Origin of the sequence: Bradyrhizobium sp. 930_D9_N1_4 (assembly GCF_052076015.1) — a bacterium.
GTDB lineage: Bacteria > Pseudomonadota > Alphaproteobacteria > Rhizobiales > Xanthobacteraceae > Bradyrhizobium.
Map to the genome: position 1 here is coordinate 5,491,510 of NZ_CP197236.1, position 16,151 is coordinate 5,507,660.

The window sequence follows — 16,151 nt, forward strand, 5'->3', positions numbered from 1 at the left end:
CCTAGCCTTCCGACAGGCCGTAGCCGGCCATGCGCCGGCGAACCCGTTCGATCTCCTCGCTGGAGAGCAGCGGCGGTTTCCCGATCTGGAGGCAGCCGTGATATTGCCGCGCCAGCGTCTCGACCTCGACGGCGAGCCACATCGCCTTGTCCAGCGTCTTGCCGACCGCGATCATGCCGTGATGGTCGAGCAGGCAGGCATGCCGCCCCACCAGCGCCCGCAACGCGTGCTCGGAGAGTTCCGCGGTACCGAAGGTCGCATAGGGCGCGCAGCGGATGCTGTCGCCGCCCGCGGCCGCGATCATGTAGTGCACGGGTGGGATCTCCATGCCCATGATCGCCAGGATGGTGCAATAGGTCGGATGGGCGTGGACGACGGCGTTGACGTCGTCGCGCGCCTTCAAGATGTCCAGATGGAAACGCCATTCGCTCGACGGCTTCTGATCGGGCGCATGCGAGCCGTCCATCGCCATGAACACGATCTGCTCCGGCGTCATGGCCTCATAGGGCACGCTGGTCGGCGTGATCAGGAGCCCGTCCGCATGCCGGACGCTGATATTGCCGGAGGTGCCCTGGTTGATACCGAGCGCGTTCATGCGGCGGCAGGCGTCGATGATGGCCTGTCTCTTTGCGAGTTCGTCCGCTGTCATCGACATCCCGGTTTTCTTCTCGGCTTCTTGGCGCTTGTTAGACCGGGAGTACGTCAAAGCAATGTGGCAGTGCAAGCGAAAGCGGCCGGGACCGGCTGTTACTCTGCGAGCTGTCCCGTTACATCAAGAAACCAGCTGTAAAATCAGCACATTAGCCGATTGGCATTGCCGGTGCGCCCGAGGGTCTTCGCGATCAGGTGAGCCGAGACGAAGCAGAGCATGCAAAGTGTGCACACCGCGACGACGATCGCGATGATGATGGCGAGCTTCGCCCCGTAGCCGGCATCGCCCGTCAGCAGCAGCGTGGTCGCGATCGCGCCGGGACCGGCCATCATCGGGATCGCCAGCGGAAACACCGCGACGTCGGAGGCATGCTCCGAGGTCGCCTTGTCGGCCTCGCGCGCCTCACGATGTGGACGGTCGCCGAAGATCATCTGGTAGGAGACGCCGAACAGCAGCAGCCCGCCGGCGATCTGGAAGGCGGGGATGCCGATCCCGAGCTGGCGCAGCAGCCAGTTTCCGGCCAGCGCGATCACCACCAGGATCGAGGCCGCGATCACAGGGGCGCGCAGCGCGATCGTGCGCTTGACCGTGTCGGGCATGCCCCCGGTCGCGGCAAGGAAGGCGGGCGCGAGGCCGACGGGATCGACCACCAGCAGCAGCGTCACGAAGGCGGACAGGGCGAAGTCGAGCATGGGGCGGGCGTCTCGGGCGAGCGTGGTCAAGGCGCCAAGCCATAACGGCTCGCGACCGCCTTCGCGAGGAACATTTGCCCTCGCCAAGTCTTGATCGCGCGGAGATTGGGCCAGGGAACATCTTCCCGCGCCCCCACATGAGGAGGACTTATGGCTAAATCAGCAAAGAAACGTGCGAACACGAAAAAGACCGCGGCGCGCCGCCCGCGTCAGGCGCCGAAGATGCTGAGCGATCTCTTTCACGAGACGCTGAAGGACATCTATTACGCCGAAAACAAGATCATCAAGACGCTGCCGAAGATGGCGAAGGCCGCCCATTCGAAGGACCTTGCGGCCGCCTTTAACAAGCATCTGCGCGAGACGCAGGGCCAGGTCAAACGTCTGGACCAGATCTTCAAGATGCTGGGCAAGCCGGCGCGCGGCAAGCCGTGCGAGGCGATCAACGGCATTACGGATGAGGGCGCCGAGATCATGAAGGATTTCAAGAACGCTCCTGCCCTCGACGCCGGCCTGCTCGCAGCCGCTCAAGCCGTCGAGCACTACGAGATCTCCCGCTACGGCACGCTGCGCACCTGGGCGGAGGAGCTTGGCATGCCGGACGCCGCGAGATTGCTCCAGGCGACACTGGATGAGGAAGAGGCAACCGATCACTCGCTCAGCGAGCTCGCAACCTCGGTCATCAACCTCGAAGCCGAAGAAGAATACCGCGCGGCCGCGTAATAGGCGTCCGCCTCACTGTTGCCTTTGACGCCGCGGAACATCTCCGCGGCGTCGATGCGTCTACTGCAAGGGCCTCTTCCGGTCGGAGAGGCAGGCATGCTCAAACGCGCGATGCTGGAAATTTGAGGAACCATCCCCATATCCTCGTTTTCCAACCGCAGCGCCTTCCCCGAGTTTTGCCATGCAACCCAAAAATCCCCTCGACTGGATGCTGTCCGAAGCCCTGGACCAGCTGACTCGCGCCGAACGGCTGCGTCAGCAGTTCGGCCGTCAGGAAGCCTGCTGGGAGCCGCCGATCGACGTGCTCGAGACCGAGCATGAGCTTCTGATCCTGGTCGCGCTTCCGGGCGTCAATCCGGACAATGTCGAGACGGTCATCCAGGACGGCGTGCTGGTCATCTCCGGCCACCGCACGCTTCCGCCGGAGCTTCGCAACGCCCGCATCCACCGGCTCGAGCTGCCGCAAGGGCGTTTTGAGCGCCGCATTGCATTGCCCGTGGGCCGCTACGCCATCAGCCGCTTCGTGATGGACGGCTGCGTCGCACTGCGCCTCGCCAAATCCTGAGGTCGATCATGGCCACCGAACAGATGAACAACGAACAGACGAATTCCCAAAACGGTCCCGACGTGAAGATCCCCGAAGACGCACTGATCATCATCCCCGTGCGCGAGATGGTGCTGTTCCCCGGCGCCATCGCGCCGATCGCGATCGGCCGGGCGAAGTCCATCGCCGCCGCGCAGCAGGCGCTGCGCGAGCAGCGGCCTGTCGGCATCGTGCTGCAACGCAGCCCCGAGATCGAGGAGCCCGGGCCGGACGATCTCTACCGGGTCGCGACCATCGCCAACATCGTGCGCTACATCACCGCGCCCGACGGCACCCATCACATCGTCTGCCAGGGCGTGCAGCGCGCGCGCATCATCGACTTCCTGCCGGGGACGCCGTTCCCGGCCGCGCGCTTCCAGCAGATTCCGGAGCCGACCACGACCTCTCCCGAGATCGAGGCGCGGGCGCTGAATCTGCAGCGCCAGGCCATCGAGGCGATCGAGCTGCTGCCGCAGGCGCCGCCCGAGCTGGTCGCGATGTTCCAGAGCACCAGTGCGCCCGGCGCGCTGGCGGATCTGGCGACCTCGTTCATGGACATCAAGCCGCAGGACAAGCAGGAGGTGCTGGAGACCATCGACCTCTCGCTGCGCGTCGAGAAGGTGTCGAAGCATCTGGCCGAGCGGCTGGAGGTGCTGCGCATCAGCAACGAGATTGGCCAGAAGACCCGCGCCACGTTCGACGAGCGGCAGCGCGAGGCGATCCTGCGCGAGCAGATGGCAACCATCCAGCGCCAGCTGGGCGAAGGCGACGGCAAGGCCGCCGAGGTCGCCGAGCTGACGGCTGCCATCGCCAAGGCCAACATGCCGCCCGAGGCGGACGCCCATGCCAGGAAGGAACTGCGCCGCTACGAGCGCATGCCCGAGGCAGCCGGTGAGTCCGGCATGGTCCGCACTTACCTCGACTGGCTGATCGAGCTGCCGTGGGCGCTGCCCGCGGAGAAGCCGATCGACATCAAGGAAGCGCGCCGCATCCTGGATGCCGATCATTTCGGCCTGGAGAAGATCAAGAGCCGGATCATCGAATATCTGGCAGTGCGCAAGCTGGCGCCGCAGGGCAAGGCCCCGATCCTGTGCTTCGTCGGCCCGCCCGGCGTCGGCAAGACGTCGCTCGGCCAGTCCATCGCACGCGCGATGGATCGCCCCTTCGTGCGCGTCAGTTTAGGCGGCGTGCATGACGAAGCCGAGATCCGCGGTCACCGGCGCACCTATATCGGCGCGCTGCCCGGCAACATCATCCAGGGCATCAAGAAGGCCGGCAGCCGCAACTGCGTCATGATGCTGGACGAGATCGACAAGATGGGCCGTGGCGTGCAGGGCGATCCTTCTGCCGCCATGCTGGAGGTGCTCGACCCCGAGCAGAACGGGACGTTCCGGGACAATTACCTGGCCGTGCCCTTCGACCTGTCGCGCGTGGTGTTCATCGCGACCGCCAACATGCTGGACCAGATTCCCGGTCCGCTGCTGGACCGTATGGAGCTGATCAGCCTGGCCGGTTACACCGAAGAGGAGAAGCTAGAGATCGCGAAGCGCTATCTGGTGCGACGGCAGATCGAGGCCAACGGCTTGACGGCCGAGCAGGCCGAGATCGAGCCGGAAGCGCTGAGGCTGGTCGTCAAGGGTTACACCCGCGAAGCCGGCGTGCGTAACCTGGAGCGCGAGATCGGCAAGCTGTTTCGCCATGCCGCGGTGCAGGTCGCCGAAGGCACGGCTGCGAAGATCGTGATCACGGCGAAGGACATCGCCGACGTGCTCGGCCAGCCGCGTTTCGAAGGCGAGATCGCGCAGCGCACCAGCATTCCCGGCGTGGCCACCGGCCTTGCCTGGACGCCGGTCGGCGGCGACATCCTGTTCATCGAGGCCTCGCGCGTGCCCGGCCGCGGCGCCATGATCCTGACCGGCCAGCTCGGCGAGGTCATGCGCGAAAGCGTGCAGGCGGCGCTCACGCTGGTGAAGAGCAAGGCCACGCAGCTCGGCATCGACCAGTCGGTGTTCGAGAAGAGCGACATCCACGTTCACGTCCCCGCGGGTGCAACCCCGAAGGACGGACCGAGCGCGGGCGTTGCGATGTTCACGGCGCTGACGTCACTGCTCACCAATCGGACGGTGAGGAGCGACACGGCGATGACCGGAGAGATCTCGCTTCGCGGCCTGGTGCTGCCGGTCGGCGGCATCAAGGAGAAGGTGGTGGCTGCGGCCGCCGCCGGCTTGAAGCGGGTGATGCTGCCGGCGCGCAACAAGCGCGACTATGACGACATCCCGAAGAGCGCGCGGGACAACCTCGAATTCATCTGGCTGGAGCGCGTCGACGAGGCCATCGCCGCAGCGCTCGAGCCGGCGGAGGCCAAGGTCGACGTCCAGGTCGAAGCGGCGGAGTGAATGAGATGAAAAAACTGCTGGAAGACGCGAAGAAATCGCGGACAACGCAGCGGCTGCGCCGGCTGCTCGATCGCGCCATCGACCGGGTGCGCGATGCGCTTGCATCACCGGAGCCGCGGCTTCAGCCGATCCCGGTCCGGGTCAGGCGCCGCAAGAGCTGAGTCCCCTCCGCCTCAGCCCCGCGGTCACCCAATACATACGCGATACAAAAGGCCCCCTCCTATCGAGGGGGCCTTTGCGTGATTAGCCCACTGCGTCCTTGGCAGCCTTGACCGGGCGGGCGCGGACGATCTTCCGGGCCGGCTTGGCCTTGAACATCATCTCTTCGCCCGTGAACGGGTTGGTGCCCTTGCGCGCCTTGGTGGCGGGCTTCTTGATGACCACGAACTTGGCGAAGCCCGGCACCAGGAACAGGCCGTTCTTCTTGAGCTCCTTGTGACCGACGTCGGTCAGCGTCTCCATGACGTTCTTGACGTCGCGCTTGGAAAGCTCGGTTGCGGTCGCGATCTTTTCGATCAGCTGCGATTTGGACATTTGGGTTGGCATCGTGTCTCCTCTGATTCGTTTGCCGGTTGCATATTAGACCAACCGGCGAAGGCCTATAGCCTTCTGCACAGTTTTGTCACGGTTTTTGCGGGCTTTTTTGACCCTCCGTGGCAAAAACCCCTGCTTTTTAGCTACTTCCAGAGCGGACAGAGCCTCGGGCAGCGGTTTTTGCCTTGTTTCAAAGGACCGCAAGCCGCCTTGCTAAAGCTGATTCGCGGCTTTCGACAAGCGACGACCGGCTTCTTTGTATGAAGCCGGTCGCGATTCACCCTAGAAAATAAGGCTAGATTGTCGGGTTGTGGCGTCTCAGCCGCTCTCTCGCCCTGTTCTTACGGGGGCGCGACGAGCTTCGCTCGCGCTAGATACGCTCGATGATGATGGCCGGAGCCATGCCGCCGGCCGCGCACATGGTGACGAGACCGCGCTTGAGGTCGCGCCGCTCGAGCTCGTCGAGCACGGTGCCGATCAGGATCGAGCCGGTCGCGCCGATGGGATGGCCGAGCGCGATCGAGCCGCCATTGACGTTGACCTTGGCGCGGTCGAGCTTGAGATCGCGGATGTATTTTTCCGCGACCACCGCAAACGCCTCGTTGATCTCGAACAGGTCGATGTCGTCGATGGTGAGCCCCGCCTTCGCGAGCACCTTGTGCGTCGCGGGCACCGGCGCGTTCAGCATCAGGGTCGGCGAGTCCCCCATGTTCGCCATCGCCACCACGCGGGCGCGGGCTTTGAGGCCGTGCGCCTTGGCATAGGACGGTGACGACAGCAGGATCGCCGCAGCGCCGTCGACGACGCCGGACGAGTTGCCGGCGTGGTGCATGAAGTCGATGTCGAGGTCCGGATACTTTTGCAGGATCAGGCCGCGATAGGTCGTGCCCTTGTCGTCGATCGCGTAGTCGGCGATGGCGGGGAATGCCGGCTTCAGCGCGCTCAGGCCTTCCATCGTCGTCTGCGGCCGCGGATACTCCTCACGGTCGAGCGCAAGGCTGCCGTCCTCGCGATGCACGGGCACGAGGCTCCTGTTGAAGTGGCCGCCGGCAATCGCCAAGCCTGCGCGCTTCTGGCTTTCGAGCCCGAGCGCGTCGACGTCCTGCCGCGTGATGCCCTCCAGCGTCGCGATCGCATCGGCACAGACGCCCTGATGCGACTGCGGATGCCGCGCGCGCAGGCGCAAATTGCCCGAGTCCATCATCATCGGACCGCTACCGCCACGGCGTCCCTCCATCGACATCATCTCGCAGCCGCCGGCGATGACGAGGTCTTCGGTGCCCGACATGATCGAGGCCGCCGCCATGTTGACGCTGGTGATGCCGGAGCCACAAAAGCGATCGAGCGTCACCGCGCTGGCGCGCACGTCGTAGCCGGCATCGAGTGCCGACATGCGGCCGAGATCACCGCCTTGGGTCGCGACCTGCGCGCTGCAGCCCCAGATGATGTCGTCGACATCGGCGGTGTCGATGCCGGTGCGGTCGGCGAGCGCGCGCAGCACGGTTGCGCCCAGCTGCTGCGGATGAATGCCGGAGAGTGCTCCCTTGCCGGCCTTGCCGACGCCCCGCGGGGTCCGGCAGGCATCGATGATGAGTGCATCGGTCATTGGCGTGTCCTCTTGTTATGTGTTGAGGACGGTTTTGAATCAGGGGGAGAGCGGAGTCAATGCGCGGCGCTTGCGCCCTTCACCCGGATTTTCCGCCGTGCGAAAGCAATCACGCCCCCGCCGCGTTCTTCGCGATCACGTTGCGGTAAAAGCTGGCGCTGAGCTTCGGCGTGCGGACCTGGGTGTCGAAATTGACGTGGTACAGCCCGAAGCGCTTGTTGAGCCCGAACACCCACTCGAAATTGTCCATCAGGCTCCAGAGGAAATAGCCGCGCACCGGCACGCCTTCGGCGGTGGCGCGCTGAAGCTGGGCGAGATAGTTGCGCAGATACATGATGCGGTCGGTGTCGTAGATCTTGCCGTCGGGCGACACCACGTCGTCGCTGGAGGTGCCGTTCTCAGTGATGTAGATCGCGTCCGTCTTCCAGATCTTCGCCGCCAGCTTCGGCACCCAGTACATTGTCTCCGGCGCGATGCGGAGCCAGTCCGAGCTCATATGCGGGAACGATTTCGGGATCGGCAGCGGCATGAATCCCGCGCCCTTGTCGGACGGCACCACGTAATTCTGCGGCGCGTAGATGTTGAGGCCGAGGAAATCGACCGGCGAGGAGATGATCTTCAGCTCGGCGTCGGTGTATTTCGGCGCATTGGCGCCCGCATATGTCAGGAAGGCGTCGGTATATTTGCCCGTCATGATGACGTTGAGATAGCCGGCGTTCATTTCGCGCAGCGCGATCTCGGCGGCGCGGACATGCTCGGGCGTGTCGATCGCGGGAACGCAGACGTCGATGTTCTCGGCCGGCCCCACCCGTGTGCCGCGGCGGCCCCGCGCGCGCACCGCCTGCACCGCAATCCCGTGCGCGAGCGCGCTGTTGTGCCTGATCTGGTTGACCTCGGCTTGGGGAGCCGTCAGGCCCGGCGCATCGATGCCGAGGCCATAGCCGAACGGAACGAAGCGGCCGCTCTCGTTCAGCGTGAAGACGTTCATGACCCGATCGGTCAGGCGCTCTGCGATATAGCCCGCATAGTCGCCGAAGATCTTGCAGGTCTCGGTCGAGCGCCAGCCGCCGAAACGGTCCTGGAGCGATTGCGGCAGGTCCCAGTGATACAGCGTCAGCCACGGCTCGATGCCGTTCTTCAGCAGCTCGTCGACGAGGCGATTGTAGAAGTCGAGCCCCTTCGGATTCGGCTTGCCGTCACCATCCGGAAACACCCGCGGCCAGGCCACCGAGAAGCGATAGGCCTTGCAGCCGAGATCCTTGATGAGGGCGATGTCCTCCTTGTAGCGGTGGTAGTGCTCGTTGGCGCGGTCGCCGGTAGTGCCGTCCTCGATCTTGCCGGGGATGCGCACGAACTTGTCCCAGATCGAGGCCCCTCGCCCGTCCTCGTTGACTGCGCCCTCGACCTGATAGGACGAGGTCGCCGTGCCCCAGACGAAGCCGGCCGGAAAGCCGCTTCCGCCGCGCGGCAGTGACGCCGGCTTGGCGTCGGCGACCTCCAGGGGACTCGCCATACCGGCGGCGGACAATCCCGCCAGCTTGGCAAACTGGCGACGCGAGACCTTGTCCGACATGTGACGCTGCTCCGAGGATGATGCTGGTGCTGCGGCACAATGGCGTGTCGCAGTCGGTTTGAGAAGCCGTGGGGTCGGGATTTGCGGATGCAGAAATGCAGATCGCGGCACACGGACGCACCACAGAATTTACCTCAATTAACCTGCAAATCTCTCCGTTCTCCAGCAAGTTTTGCACCGCCATGTCGGTCAAACGATGGAGACGGAAGATGAGCGAAGAGAGAGACCTCGACACCAACGGATTTGACTCGACCAGTCCCGGTGCAGCCGGCACAACCCATCTCGGACGCCGGGATGTTCTTCTCACGGCCGGAACCATGCTGGCAGGATTTGCCGCAGTCAGTCCGGCAACTGCGAATGCCCAAGGCACACCCCGCCCCGCTTCGGTTGCCCGCGATTCCGCACCGCTCGGCGCCCGGCTGCAAGGCGTTCAGCATTTCGGCGTGACCGTGCAAAACATGAACCGCGCCTTCGCGTTCTACACCGAGGTGCTGGGCGGCACCGAGATCTTCCGCGACGGCGATTTCCAGGGTGAACCGATCCACAACACACTTCTGACCGATCAGGACATCGAAGCCCGCGAGCGCCATGTCAACCCGCGCACGATCGGTGTTCCCGATCTCAGGGGAGGCACCCAACGGCTCGACGTGCGCTTCGTCCAGTTCGACAACGTCGTGATCGAGCTTCTGCAATATCGCGACGCCGACCAGCCGTCGGGCAGCGGCGACAGCTTCGCAGAACCGCGCGATCACATGAGCCCGGCGTTTCCGCGCTCAATGCACATCTGCTTCCATGTGAGGGATGACGTCGACTTCAACAAATTCATCCACGATCTTGAAGCGGAATCGGCGCGCCGCGGCATGACCCAGGTGCGAGCCAATCGCGTGATCACCGTGACATCGGAGCAGCAGCGCCGCGCCGCGCCGATGGAGACGAACACCAATCGCATCACCCAGGGACTCTCCGAAGGCTGGGAGCTGATCTACTGCAAGGGCCCGGAGGGCGAGCAGCTTGAATTCGTCAAGGCTCTGGGGCCGGTGAAGAAGCGCTTCAGCGACGCCCTCGCCGCCCGCCAGCAGCGGGGCTAGAGCACGTATCGCAGAGAAGGACGATCTTCATGATGTCGAGGACACGAACGATCCTGGCCCTTGTCGCTACCGCTTCACTGGCCGGCGCGGTTTCGGCCACCGCACAGGAGCGCGACGGCGTTCGCTATCGCGCTGTTCCCGATGCTGCCTATTCGGTCATCGCCGAGGTCCGAGCCAAGCCGGGCAAGGAACGCGCGCTTCGCGAGGCGACACTGCCGCTCGTCGCGCTTGTACGCAGCGATCCCAAGAACCTCGTCTACTTCTTCCAGGAGGACCGCGAGACACCGGGACGCTTCATCTTCTACGAGGTCTTCGCAACCCGGGACGACTTCGAGGCCCATAACGCCATGCCCTATGTCCAGCAGTGGTTCCGCCGGCTCCCCGAATTGGCGCAAGGCGGAGTCGTGGTCAGACGATTGGAAATACTCGGCCACAAGGGCGGTTGAAGTCACGCCTCGCCGTCGCAGCGAACCCGCGGCAATGGCCTGAACCCGATTGCTGAACTGACCTTCAAGACAAGCGGGCAACCTGCCGCCGGGCGATCGATCCCGCTCTGGTCTCGTCGAGAATCTCGCGCGCCCGGTCAAGTCCGGGCACGCACTCGCGATCGCCGAGACGGGCCAACAGATCCCTAAGCACGGCGTGCGCGACTGCCGGCCATCCGGCCATCAACTCCAGTTCGGCGAGACCAACACTGGCATCGCATTCATGGAAATAGATGCCTTGAGCGCACATCAACTCGATTGCGCTCCTGAACAGGCCTCTTGCGGCATCCAGATCGCCCGGCCGATTGCGCGCCATCAGGATCCTTGCGAGGACGGGGTGGTGCCGTCCGATAAGCCGGCCATCGCGATCGCCGAGGCATTGTGTCATCGCCTGCTTTGCCGCAGCCTCCGCCCCGTCCAGATCACCCAGCAGGCGTCGCGTTTCCGCGAGTTCAACCCACAGGGTCGGATGTAGCGTTCCTGTCTTCAGGATGAATCTGTCCTGCAGGCAGCGTGTCAGGCCGCGTTCCGCAGTTTCCAGATCACGGTCTTCCTCCCGGATCAGCAGGGCTTGAAAGACGTCGACCAAAACCCGCCACGGACGATAGAGGTTCGAAACACCCTCGAGCTTGCGCAGATAGAGCCTGACGCATTGAAAATCGCCGGACGCGAGATGGGCCCAGATGGCTCCCTGGGCGAGCACAAAATACAGGGTCGTCACGTGGCCCAGGCTTTCCGCCTGGCTCACGGTCGAGGCCAGCAGAGACCGCCCCTGCTCGGAATAGCCCATATAGTACTTGGCAAGCCCGAGCCCGACTTTGCAGGAGATGATCGAGTCGATACCGCCGAAATAGAGCGAGACCCTGCGGGGAATTGCCGACCGGTCATCGAGGAACGCCTCGAACCTCCGGTTGGCCAGCTTCATGTCGGAAGCTTCAAAAGCCTGGAAGGCGGACCAGCGCAGCAGAAGCCTCGACATCACGGCATCGTTCGATCTCCTGCAAACCCCCGCGAATGCATCGATATAGGGCGAGGCAGGACGCCTGGTCAGGAGCATGTTCTGAATGATGCCGTAAAGAGCCCGCATCTCCAGGAGGTCGTCGCGCGCGATTTGCGCCGCGCGCCAGGCATGTTCGTAGAGGGTCGCACCCTCGAGACCCGGCACATAGACCTGCGCTGCCGCGAGCGCGACCAGCACGCGAGATCTCACGGCGGGACCGACATCGGGACTGCTGTCGGCAAAGCGCAACGCCAGCTCCAGATGCGGAACGCCCTGGGCGAGTGAGGTGAACTCGAGCCATAGACGTTCGGCGGCAAGGACCAGGGCCACGCCGAGGCGGGGATTGACAGAAAACGCCCAATCGAGAGCCACGCGAACCTCGTCGATGTAACCGCGCAGCTGTGCACTGTCCGCGACGGAATCGCAGGCGTCCCAATCCCTCCGTTCCAGCACGTCGAGGAAATAGCGCGCGTGACGCTCTTGCACCCGTCCCCGATCGTCTGCCGCGCCCGAGGCCCGAATGGCGTAGGCTCGCGTGGTCTCCAGCAAGCGGTATTCCAGCAGCGTGACTCGATGATCGACACTCAGAAACGACTTGCCCGCCAACGCGACAACCGCTTCGCGGACATTTGCCTTGTCCAGATCGTCGTCGCCCGCAACCGCAATGGCGGCATCCAGGGTGAACGGGCCGGCAAAAATGGAAAGCCGCCCGAGCACCACGCGCTCCCGTTCGGGAAGCAAATTGTAGCTCCAGTCGATGGTCGCCGCGAGCGAGCGATGACGCGGAATCGCCGTCCGGCGATCCACCCACAGCAGAGAGAACCGTTCGTCGAGCCCACGACGAACCTCGTCAACGCCAAGGACGTCGACCATGGACGCCGCGAGCTCGATCGCCAGAGGCATCCCGTCGAGGCGACGGCAAACATCCGCGATCGCTGCTGAAACGCCATCGTCGATCGCGAAGTTCGGCGTTCTCCGGCGGACAGTCCGCGTGAACAATTCTGCCGATGCGTAATCCTGAACGTTCCCGGCTGTCACCGGAACGGACGACGGCGGAGTTTCCAGTGGATCGAGACGCCAGACCAGCTCGCCCTCCATCCGGAGCGTTTCGCGGGTCGTCACGAGAATATGGACATCGCTGGTGTCGCTGAGCACATTTTCAACGAGGAGTGCGACACTCTCGGTCACGTGCTCGCAGGAATCCAGGACAAGCAGCAGGCGCCGGCCATGAAGGGCAAGCAGGACCTGATCGAGACTTGCGGCCATTTGAACCGGCAGATCAAGCGCACCTGTGACAGCGGCATAGACCTGACTGCCGTCAGCGATGCGGTCGAACTCGACAAGGCAAACACCGTCGCAATAGGACGGCTCGAGCCCGCTCGCCACGGCGAGCGCCACGGTCGTTTTGCCGATGCCGCCGGGCCCAAGGATCGTGACGAGCCGGTTGTTCTGCAAAAGCGCGCTGATGTCGCCGATCACCGCGGCGCGGCCGATCGGCGCATGCGTCGCGCCGGTCACCCGCGATCGGCGCTTCTGTGGGTGATAGACGCTGACATCCCCGACGAAGCGGTATCCGAACGATGCCTCCGCGCGGATCAGGTCTCCGTATTCATGCAGAGCCTTTCTCAGGCCGGAGATCTGAACTTTCAGATTGGCCTCGGTCACGGTTCGCCCGGGCCATGCCCGATCGTAGAGCACGGCCCTCGAGACGAGCTCACCCGGAGCTTCCAGCAGAGCACCGAGGATCGCAGCCGCGCGCGAGCCAATCTTGACGGGGGTTTCACCGTGCAACAGCAAGCGTCTGGACAGGCTGAAACGAAATGGTCCAAACGTCATTTCCGGACCCGACATTGCCTACCCGCGGCCCTCAGCGCCCTGATGATCGATCGGCCGGCGATTCAGCGAAGGCGCTGAGCGATCGCTGATCTCTTGACCACAGCCCGACAAGGTGTCGCAGGCAAAAGCGGTCGATCCGAACTCCCGAAACCGGGATGTGAGGACATTCGGATCGAAGCAGACTCATCAGTCGTGGCCAGGGCTGAGCCGGTACGAGGGTACGAAGCTATCAGTCAGAAGGCCGTCATTCTTCTTTATTGGCACGAATTGGGTTGCGCGATTTGACGCGGCTCGCGCGCTTTCGAGGCCGAGCGCGCGCGGAATGCGGCTCCCGCGATCAGCGCGAGCGCTTCGGCAGCTTTGGAAGCTTGTCGGGATTGAACGTCGGGATCTGTGCGGTTCGTTCAGGTGCAGGCGGCGACTGTTCCGTCAGGATAAGCGTCCCCTGAAGGACAACGCCCGGCGCCTGTGCGGCCGTCGCCGTGTAGGTCGCGATCTTGCCGGCGCACATCCCCTCGATGTGCAGCGTGAGCTCGTCGGGGACGCCGAACACCGTGACGCGTCCATCGGTGTGACGCTTCGTCAACACGGTCGCTGTGAAGCGATCACCATCGACCTGACAGGAGCCGTGATACGTCATCAGGCTGTCGCGGCCCCAGATCTCGCCGTCTGCAACATGGACGATGCCGGTGCCCTGGTCGAGCGGCGTCTTGTACCACGCAGCGTAGGTGCCGTCCTTCAGCATGGGAGCAGTCTTCCCTGGTAGCCCCGCGCAGATCATCCGCATGATCAGCGCTAAGAAACCGTTAATTGTGCAACCCGTGCCAATCCGGACCGCCAGAGCCGGCTCCCTCGCCTGGAGCTGAAGGCCGCGCCATCCAGGCTCTCCTCACCAAGATTGATGCCGCATTGAAACTGCCGGGGCTCCACGACGTTTCTCCCACCCGCGATGAATGGTACTGGCGGCGTCAAAGCTGAGGACATGGACAGGGAGCGCAACGGACGACTCGACGAAAAGCTGGCGAAGCTGATGGAGAATGAATGGCAGACGGCCGCCCAGATCCAGCGTCTTTCCGGTGGAGAAACGCTGGAGATCGCAAGGTCGCTCGATCGTCTGTGGGAAGCGGGGCGCATCGACCGGCAGGCTCAGGAGATCGACATCGGCGCGAGACGGAAAGGCGGAGGGGCTCGATTCCGCCGCATCAGATATCGACGCAATACCCTGACGCCCTGAGGGATTTTCGACCCTTCAGTGCGTAAATGGTCTGGACCGTTGCTGTTTTTGTAGGTGGTCCCCTCCCCTTCAGGAATAAGGCTATCGCATATGATGAACCGCTGCGGGAAGCTCGCCCGCAGCCATCCTTCGAGACGCCCGCCTTCAGCGGGCCCTCAGGATGAGGACGGAGTGCGTGGCGACTATTTCGACAGGCAAAGCTGCCGCTCAGCCTCATCCTGAGGAGACCGCGGAGCGGTCGTCTCGAAGGACGAGGCGCGCGCTCAGGCCTCGCCAAGCTCATATGCGATAGCCTTCCCCTTCAGGAGGCCAGACGAAGCCAGACGTCCTTGCTCGCCAGCGTCCCGTCCGGGGTGGCGATCTCGATGTCCACGACATGCAGGGAACCGGGCTGATCTCCGTAGATGTATCGGAGGTGCCACATCAGACCCAGGTCCGGCGAGATGACGAAATCGTCCAATCCATCGGTGATCGCGCGAACCGCCTCGCGGTGGGCCATGGCTGAAGAAAACATCGCCTCGATCAAATTGGCGAGGCTCATGCCCTCGACCAGCATGAGGCGCGCGACTTCGTCACCGTAAATGTGTCGAAGTGCCGCAACGATCGAAGCGACTGCGTCCGGGTTCTTCAGTGACACAGCGAAGCGAGCCTCCGGGACCATCATGCCGGAGGCGGGATATTTTTTGCAAGCCCGGCATCTTAAAGGTCGCGCTATTCAGGTTCGATGCCAAGCCCCTGAATGATCTTGCCGGACGAGACGAGCTGGTCGTCGAGGAACCGCTTGGCGCCCGCAGGCGTCACCGCATCGCCGACGCCGACGTCGAAACCGAGGGTCGGCGCCCGCTCGCGCACGTCGGACGATTCCAGCGCGCGTGCAAGCTCCTTGCTCAGTTTGTCGACGATGTCGGCGGGCGTGCCGACCGGCGCCATGAACATGAACCAGCCCTGGAGATCGACGCTTTGCAACGTCTCCGCGATCGCGGGAACGTCCGGCAGGGACTCGATCCGTTTGGCTCCGGCCACGGCGACCGGTCGAAGCGTACCTGCCTTGATGAAGGCCTCGGCGATGGAAGCGGACTGGATTGTCACCTGAATACGTCCCGCGATCGCATCCTGCACCGCATTCGTGGTCGTGTTGTAGGGGATGAGGACGAAGCCGGTCCCGGCGCTCTTGTTGATGGCTTGAGCGATCAGGCCCGAGAGGTTGCGCGCGCCGTCGACGGCCAGGCTCAACGAACCGGGGGACGATCTTTCGAGCTTGATCAATTCCGGCAGCGAGTTGGCCTTCACCTCGGGATTGACGAGAAGGACGTGGTTGCTCTTGGCCACCATCGCGATCGGCACGAAGTCCTTGACGGGATCATAGGGGAGCTTCCTGAACGTGAAGGGGTTGGTGACGAGCGCCGCCGACGTGGCGAACAGCAACGTGTAGCCATCCGGAGCCGCACCGGCGACCGATTGCGTGCCGACGAGGTTGGCAGCGCCGGGACGATTCTCGACGACGAACTGCTGACCGAGGACCCGGGAGAGCTTCTCGGTGATGAGGCGACACATCACGTCCGGGCTGTTGCCTGCCGGCTGCGGGACGACGACGGTCACCGGCCGCTGCGGCCACGACTGCGCGAAGGCCGGAAACGACAGACACAACGCGGCGCCGGCGAGCAGCAGACGACGGGATAGTCCGGACATGATGTTCCTCCCTGGAAGATCCCGCTTTGCGGGCTTGTTATGGTCGTTCGGAGGCCGCAGCCG

The 16,151-nt window shown here is 63.9% G+C and carries 15 protein-coding genes and 1 pseudogene; 7 read left to right on the plus strand and 9 right to left on the minus strand.

Going from position 1 to position 16,151, the window contains the following annotated elements; translation table 11 throughout:
* Position 1: 1 nt before the first annotated feature.
* Both AB7532_RS26225 and AB7532_RS26230 read right to left on the minus strand, forming a co-directional pair.
* The gene (locus AB7532_RS26225) at positions 2–655 is read right to left on the minus strand and encodes an L-fuculose-phosphate aldolase (RefSeq protein ID WP_441237586.1); all 654 of its coding nucleotides are present in this window, start codon (positions 653–655) and stop codon (positions 2–4) included.
* A gap of 218 nt (positions 656–873) precedes the next feature.
* Positions 874–1,344, minus strand: a pseudogene (locus tag AB7532_RS26230) (MarC family protein); the annotation flags it as partial.
* 150 nt (positions 1,345–1,494) lie between these two features.
* On the opposite strand from AB7532_RS26230, the gene AB7532_RS26235 reads away from it, so the two are divergent.
* The 4 genes from AB7532_RS26235 (at position 1,495) to AB7532_RS26250 (ending at position 5,204) form a co-directional block, all read left to right on the plus strand.
* The gene (locus tag AB7532_RS26235) at positions 1,495–2,064 is read left to right on the plus strand and encodes a YciE/YciF ferroxidase family protein (RefSeq protein WP_441237587.1); all 570 of its coding nucleotides are present in this window, start codon (positions 1,495–1,497) and stop codon (positions 2,062–2,064) included.
* 181 nt (positions 2,065–2,245) lie between these two features.
* The gene (locus AB7532_RS26240; protein ID WP_441237588.1) at positions 2,246–2,629 is read left to right on the plus strand and encodes an Hsp20/alpha crystallin family protein; all 384 of its coding nucleotides are present in this window, start codon (positions 2,246–2,248) and stop codon (positions 2,627–2,629) included.
* A gap of 8 nt (positions 2,630–2,637) precedes the next feature.
* Positions 2,638–5,043, plus strand: coding sequence for an endopeptidase La (gene lon, locus AB7532_RS26245; RefSeq protein WP_441237589.1), 2,406 nt, complete (start codon positions 2,638–2,640; stop codon positions 5,041–5,043).
* A gap of 5 nt (positions 5,044–5,048) precedes the next feature.
* Positions 5,049–5,204: a hypothetical protein gene (locus tag AB7532_RS26250; RefSeq protein WP_441237590.1), complete on the plus strand. Its 156-nt coding sequence runs from the start codon at positions 5,049–5,051 to the stop codon at positions 5,202–5,204.
* A gap of 82 nt (positions 5,205–5,286) precedes the next feature.
* Here the strand turns inward: AB7532_RS26250 and AB7532_RS26255 are convergent, their stop codons facing one another.
* The 3 genes from AB7532_RS26255 to AB7532_RS26265 form a co-directional block, all read right to left on the minus strand.
* Entirely contained in the window at positions 5,287–5,589 is a 303-nt protein-coding gene (locus tag AB7532_RS26255) for an HU family DNA-binding protein (protein ID WP_018320691.1), read from the minus strand.
* Between the two features lie 358 nt (positions 5,590–5,947).
* The gene (locus tag AB7532_RS26260) at positions 5,948–7,183 is read right to left on the minus strand and encodes an acetyl-CoA C-acetyltransferase (protein ID WP_441237591.1); all 1,236 of its coding nucleotides are present in this window, start codon (positions 7,181–7,183) and stop codon (positions 5,948–5,950) included.
* A 109-nt stretch (positions 7,184–7,292) separates the two neighbouring features.
* Positions 7,293–8,756 carry a GH1 family beta-glucosidase gene (locus AB7532_RS26265; RefSeq protein ID WP_441237592.1) on the minus strand — a complete coding sequence of 488 codons (1,464 nt, stop codon included), beginning with the start codon at positions 8,754–8,756 and terminating at the stop codon, positions 7,293–7,295.
* A 95-nt stretch (positions 8,757–8,851) separates the two neighbouring features.
* Between AB7532_RS26265 and AB7532_RS26270 the strand changes: the two genes are divergently transcribed.
* Both AB7532_RS26270 and AB7532_RS26275 read left to right on the plus strand, forming a co-directional pair.
* Positions 8,852–9,844 carry a VOC family protein gene (locus tag AB7532_RS26270; protein WP_441237593.1) on the plus strand — a complete coding sequence of 331 codons (993 nt, stop codon included), beginning with the start codon at positions 8,852–8,854 and terminating at the stop codon, positions 9,842–9,844.
* Between the two features lie 29 nt (positions 9,845–9,873).
* A complete protein-coding gene (locus tag AB7532_RS26275; RefSeq protein ID WP_441237594.1) occupies positions 9,874–10,290 on the plus strand; it encodes a putative quinol monooxygenase in 417 nt (138 codons plus the stop codon).
* Between the two features lie 64 nt (positions 10,291–10,354).
* Here AB7532_RS26275 and AB7532_RS26280 read toward each other — a convergent pair whose 3' ends face one another.
* Together AB7532_RS26280 and AB7532_RS26285 are read right to left on the minus strand one after the other, a co-directional pair.
* Entirely contained in the window at positions 10,355–13,180 is a 2,826-nt protein-coding gene (locus tag AB7532_RS26280) for an ATP-binding protein (RefSeq protein WP_441237595.1), read from the minus strand.
* Positions 13,181–13,502: 322 nt separating this feature from the next.
* A complete protein-coding gene (locus tag AB7532_RS26285; protein ID WP_441237596.1) occupies positions 13,503–13,910 on the minus strand; it encodes a hypothetical protein in 408 nt (135 codons plus the stop codon).
* Positions 13,911–14,147: 237 nt separating this feature from the next.
* Here AB7532_RS26285 and AB7532_RS26290 point away from each other — a divergent pair, with 237 nt between their 5' ends.
* Positions 14,148–14,399 (plus strand): hypothetical protein, encoded by a 252-nt coding sequence (locus AB7532_RS26290; protein ID WP_441237597.1) that lies wholly within the window; start codon positions 14,148–14,150, stop codon positions 14,397–14,399.
* Between the two features lie 301 nt (positions 14,400–14,700).
* On the opposite strand, the gene AB7532_RS26295 is transcribed toward AB7532_RS26290, so the two are convergent.
* Entirely contained in the window at positions 14,701–15,063 is a 363-nt protein-coding gene (locus AB7532_RS26295) for a hypothetical protein (RefSeq protein ID WP_441237598.1), read from the minus strand.
* A gap of 47 nt (positions 15,064–15,110) precedes the next feature.
* On the minus strand, positions 15,111–16,088 hold the full coding sequence (locus tag AB7532_RS26300; RefSeq protein ID WP_441237599.1) for a Bug family tripartite tricarboxylate transporter substrate binding protein: 978 nt from the start codon (positions 16,086–16,088) through the stop codon (positions 15,111–15,113).
* Positions 16,089–16,151: the final 63 nt, after the last annotated feature.

What these genes read in the sequence shown, in the direction of transcription:
- AB7532_RS26265 (WP_441237592.1), bottom strand. Translation starts at nt 8,756, where the DNA reads ATGTCGGACAAGGTCTCGCGTCGCCAGTTTGCCAAGCTGGCGGGATTG.
- AB7532_RS26275 (WP_441237594.1), top strand. Translation starts at nt 9,874, where the DNA reads ATGATGTCGAGGACACGAACGATCCTGGCCCTTGTCGCTACCGCTTCA.
- AB7532_RS26280 (WP_441237595.1), bottom strand. Translation starts at nt 13,180, where the DNA reads ATGTCGGGTCCGGAAATGACGTTTGGACCATTTCGTTTCAGCCTGTCC.
- AB7532_RS26285 (WP_441237596.1), bottom strand. Translation starts at nt 13,910, where the DNA reads ATGCTGAAGGACGGCACCTACGCTGCGTGGTACAAGACGCCGCTCGAC.
- AB7532_RS26235 (WP_441237587.1), top strand. Translation starts at nt 1,495, where the DNA reads ATGGCTAAATCAGCAAAGAAACGTGCGAACACGAAAAAGACCGCGGCG.
- lon (WP_441237589.1), top strand. Translation starts at nt 2,638, where the DNA reads ATGGCCACCGAACAGATGAACAACGAACAGACGAATTCCCAAAACGGT.
- AB7532_RS26255 (WP_018320691.1), bottom strand. Translation starts at nt 5,589, where the DNA reads ATGCCAACCCAAATGTCCAAATCGCAGCTGATCGAAAAGATCGCGACC.
- AB7532_RS26250 (WP_441237590.1), top strand. Translation starts at nt 5,049, where the DNA reads ATGAAAAAACTGCTGGAAGACGCGAAGAAATCGCGGACAACGCAGCGG.
- AB7532_RS26240 (WP_441237588.1), top strand. Translation starts at nt 2,246, where the DNA reads ATGCAACCCAAAAATCCCCTCGACTGGATGCTGTCCGAAGCCCTGGAC.
- AB7532_RS26260 (WP_441237591.1), bottom strand. Translation starts at nt 7,183, where the DNA reads ATGACCGATGCACTCATCATCGATGCCTGCCGGACCCCGCGGGGCGTC.
- AB7532_RS26270 (WP_441237593.1), top strand. Translation starts at nt 8,852, where the DNA reads ATGCAGATCGCGGCACACGGACGCACCACAGAATTTACCTCAATTAAC.
- AB7532_RS26225 (WP_441237586.1), bottom strand. Translation starts at nt 655, where the DNA reads ATGTCGATGACAGCGGACGAACTCGCAAAGAGACAGGCCATCATCGAC.
- AB7532_RS26295 (WP_441237598.1), bottom strand. Translation starts at nt 15,063, where the DNA reads ATGATGGTCCCGGAGGCTCGCTTCGCTGTGTCACTGAAGAACCCGGAC.
- AB7532_RS26290 (WP_441237597.1), top strand. Translation starts at nt 14,148, where the DNA reads ATGGACAGGGAGCGCAACGGACGACTCGACGAAAAGCTGGCGAAGCTG.
- AB7532_RS26300 (WP_441237599.1), bottom strand. Translation starts at nt 16,088, where the DNA reads ATGTCCGGACTATCCCGTCGTCTGCTGCTCGCCGGCGCCGCGTTGTGT.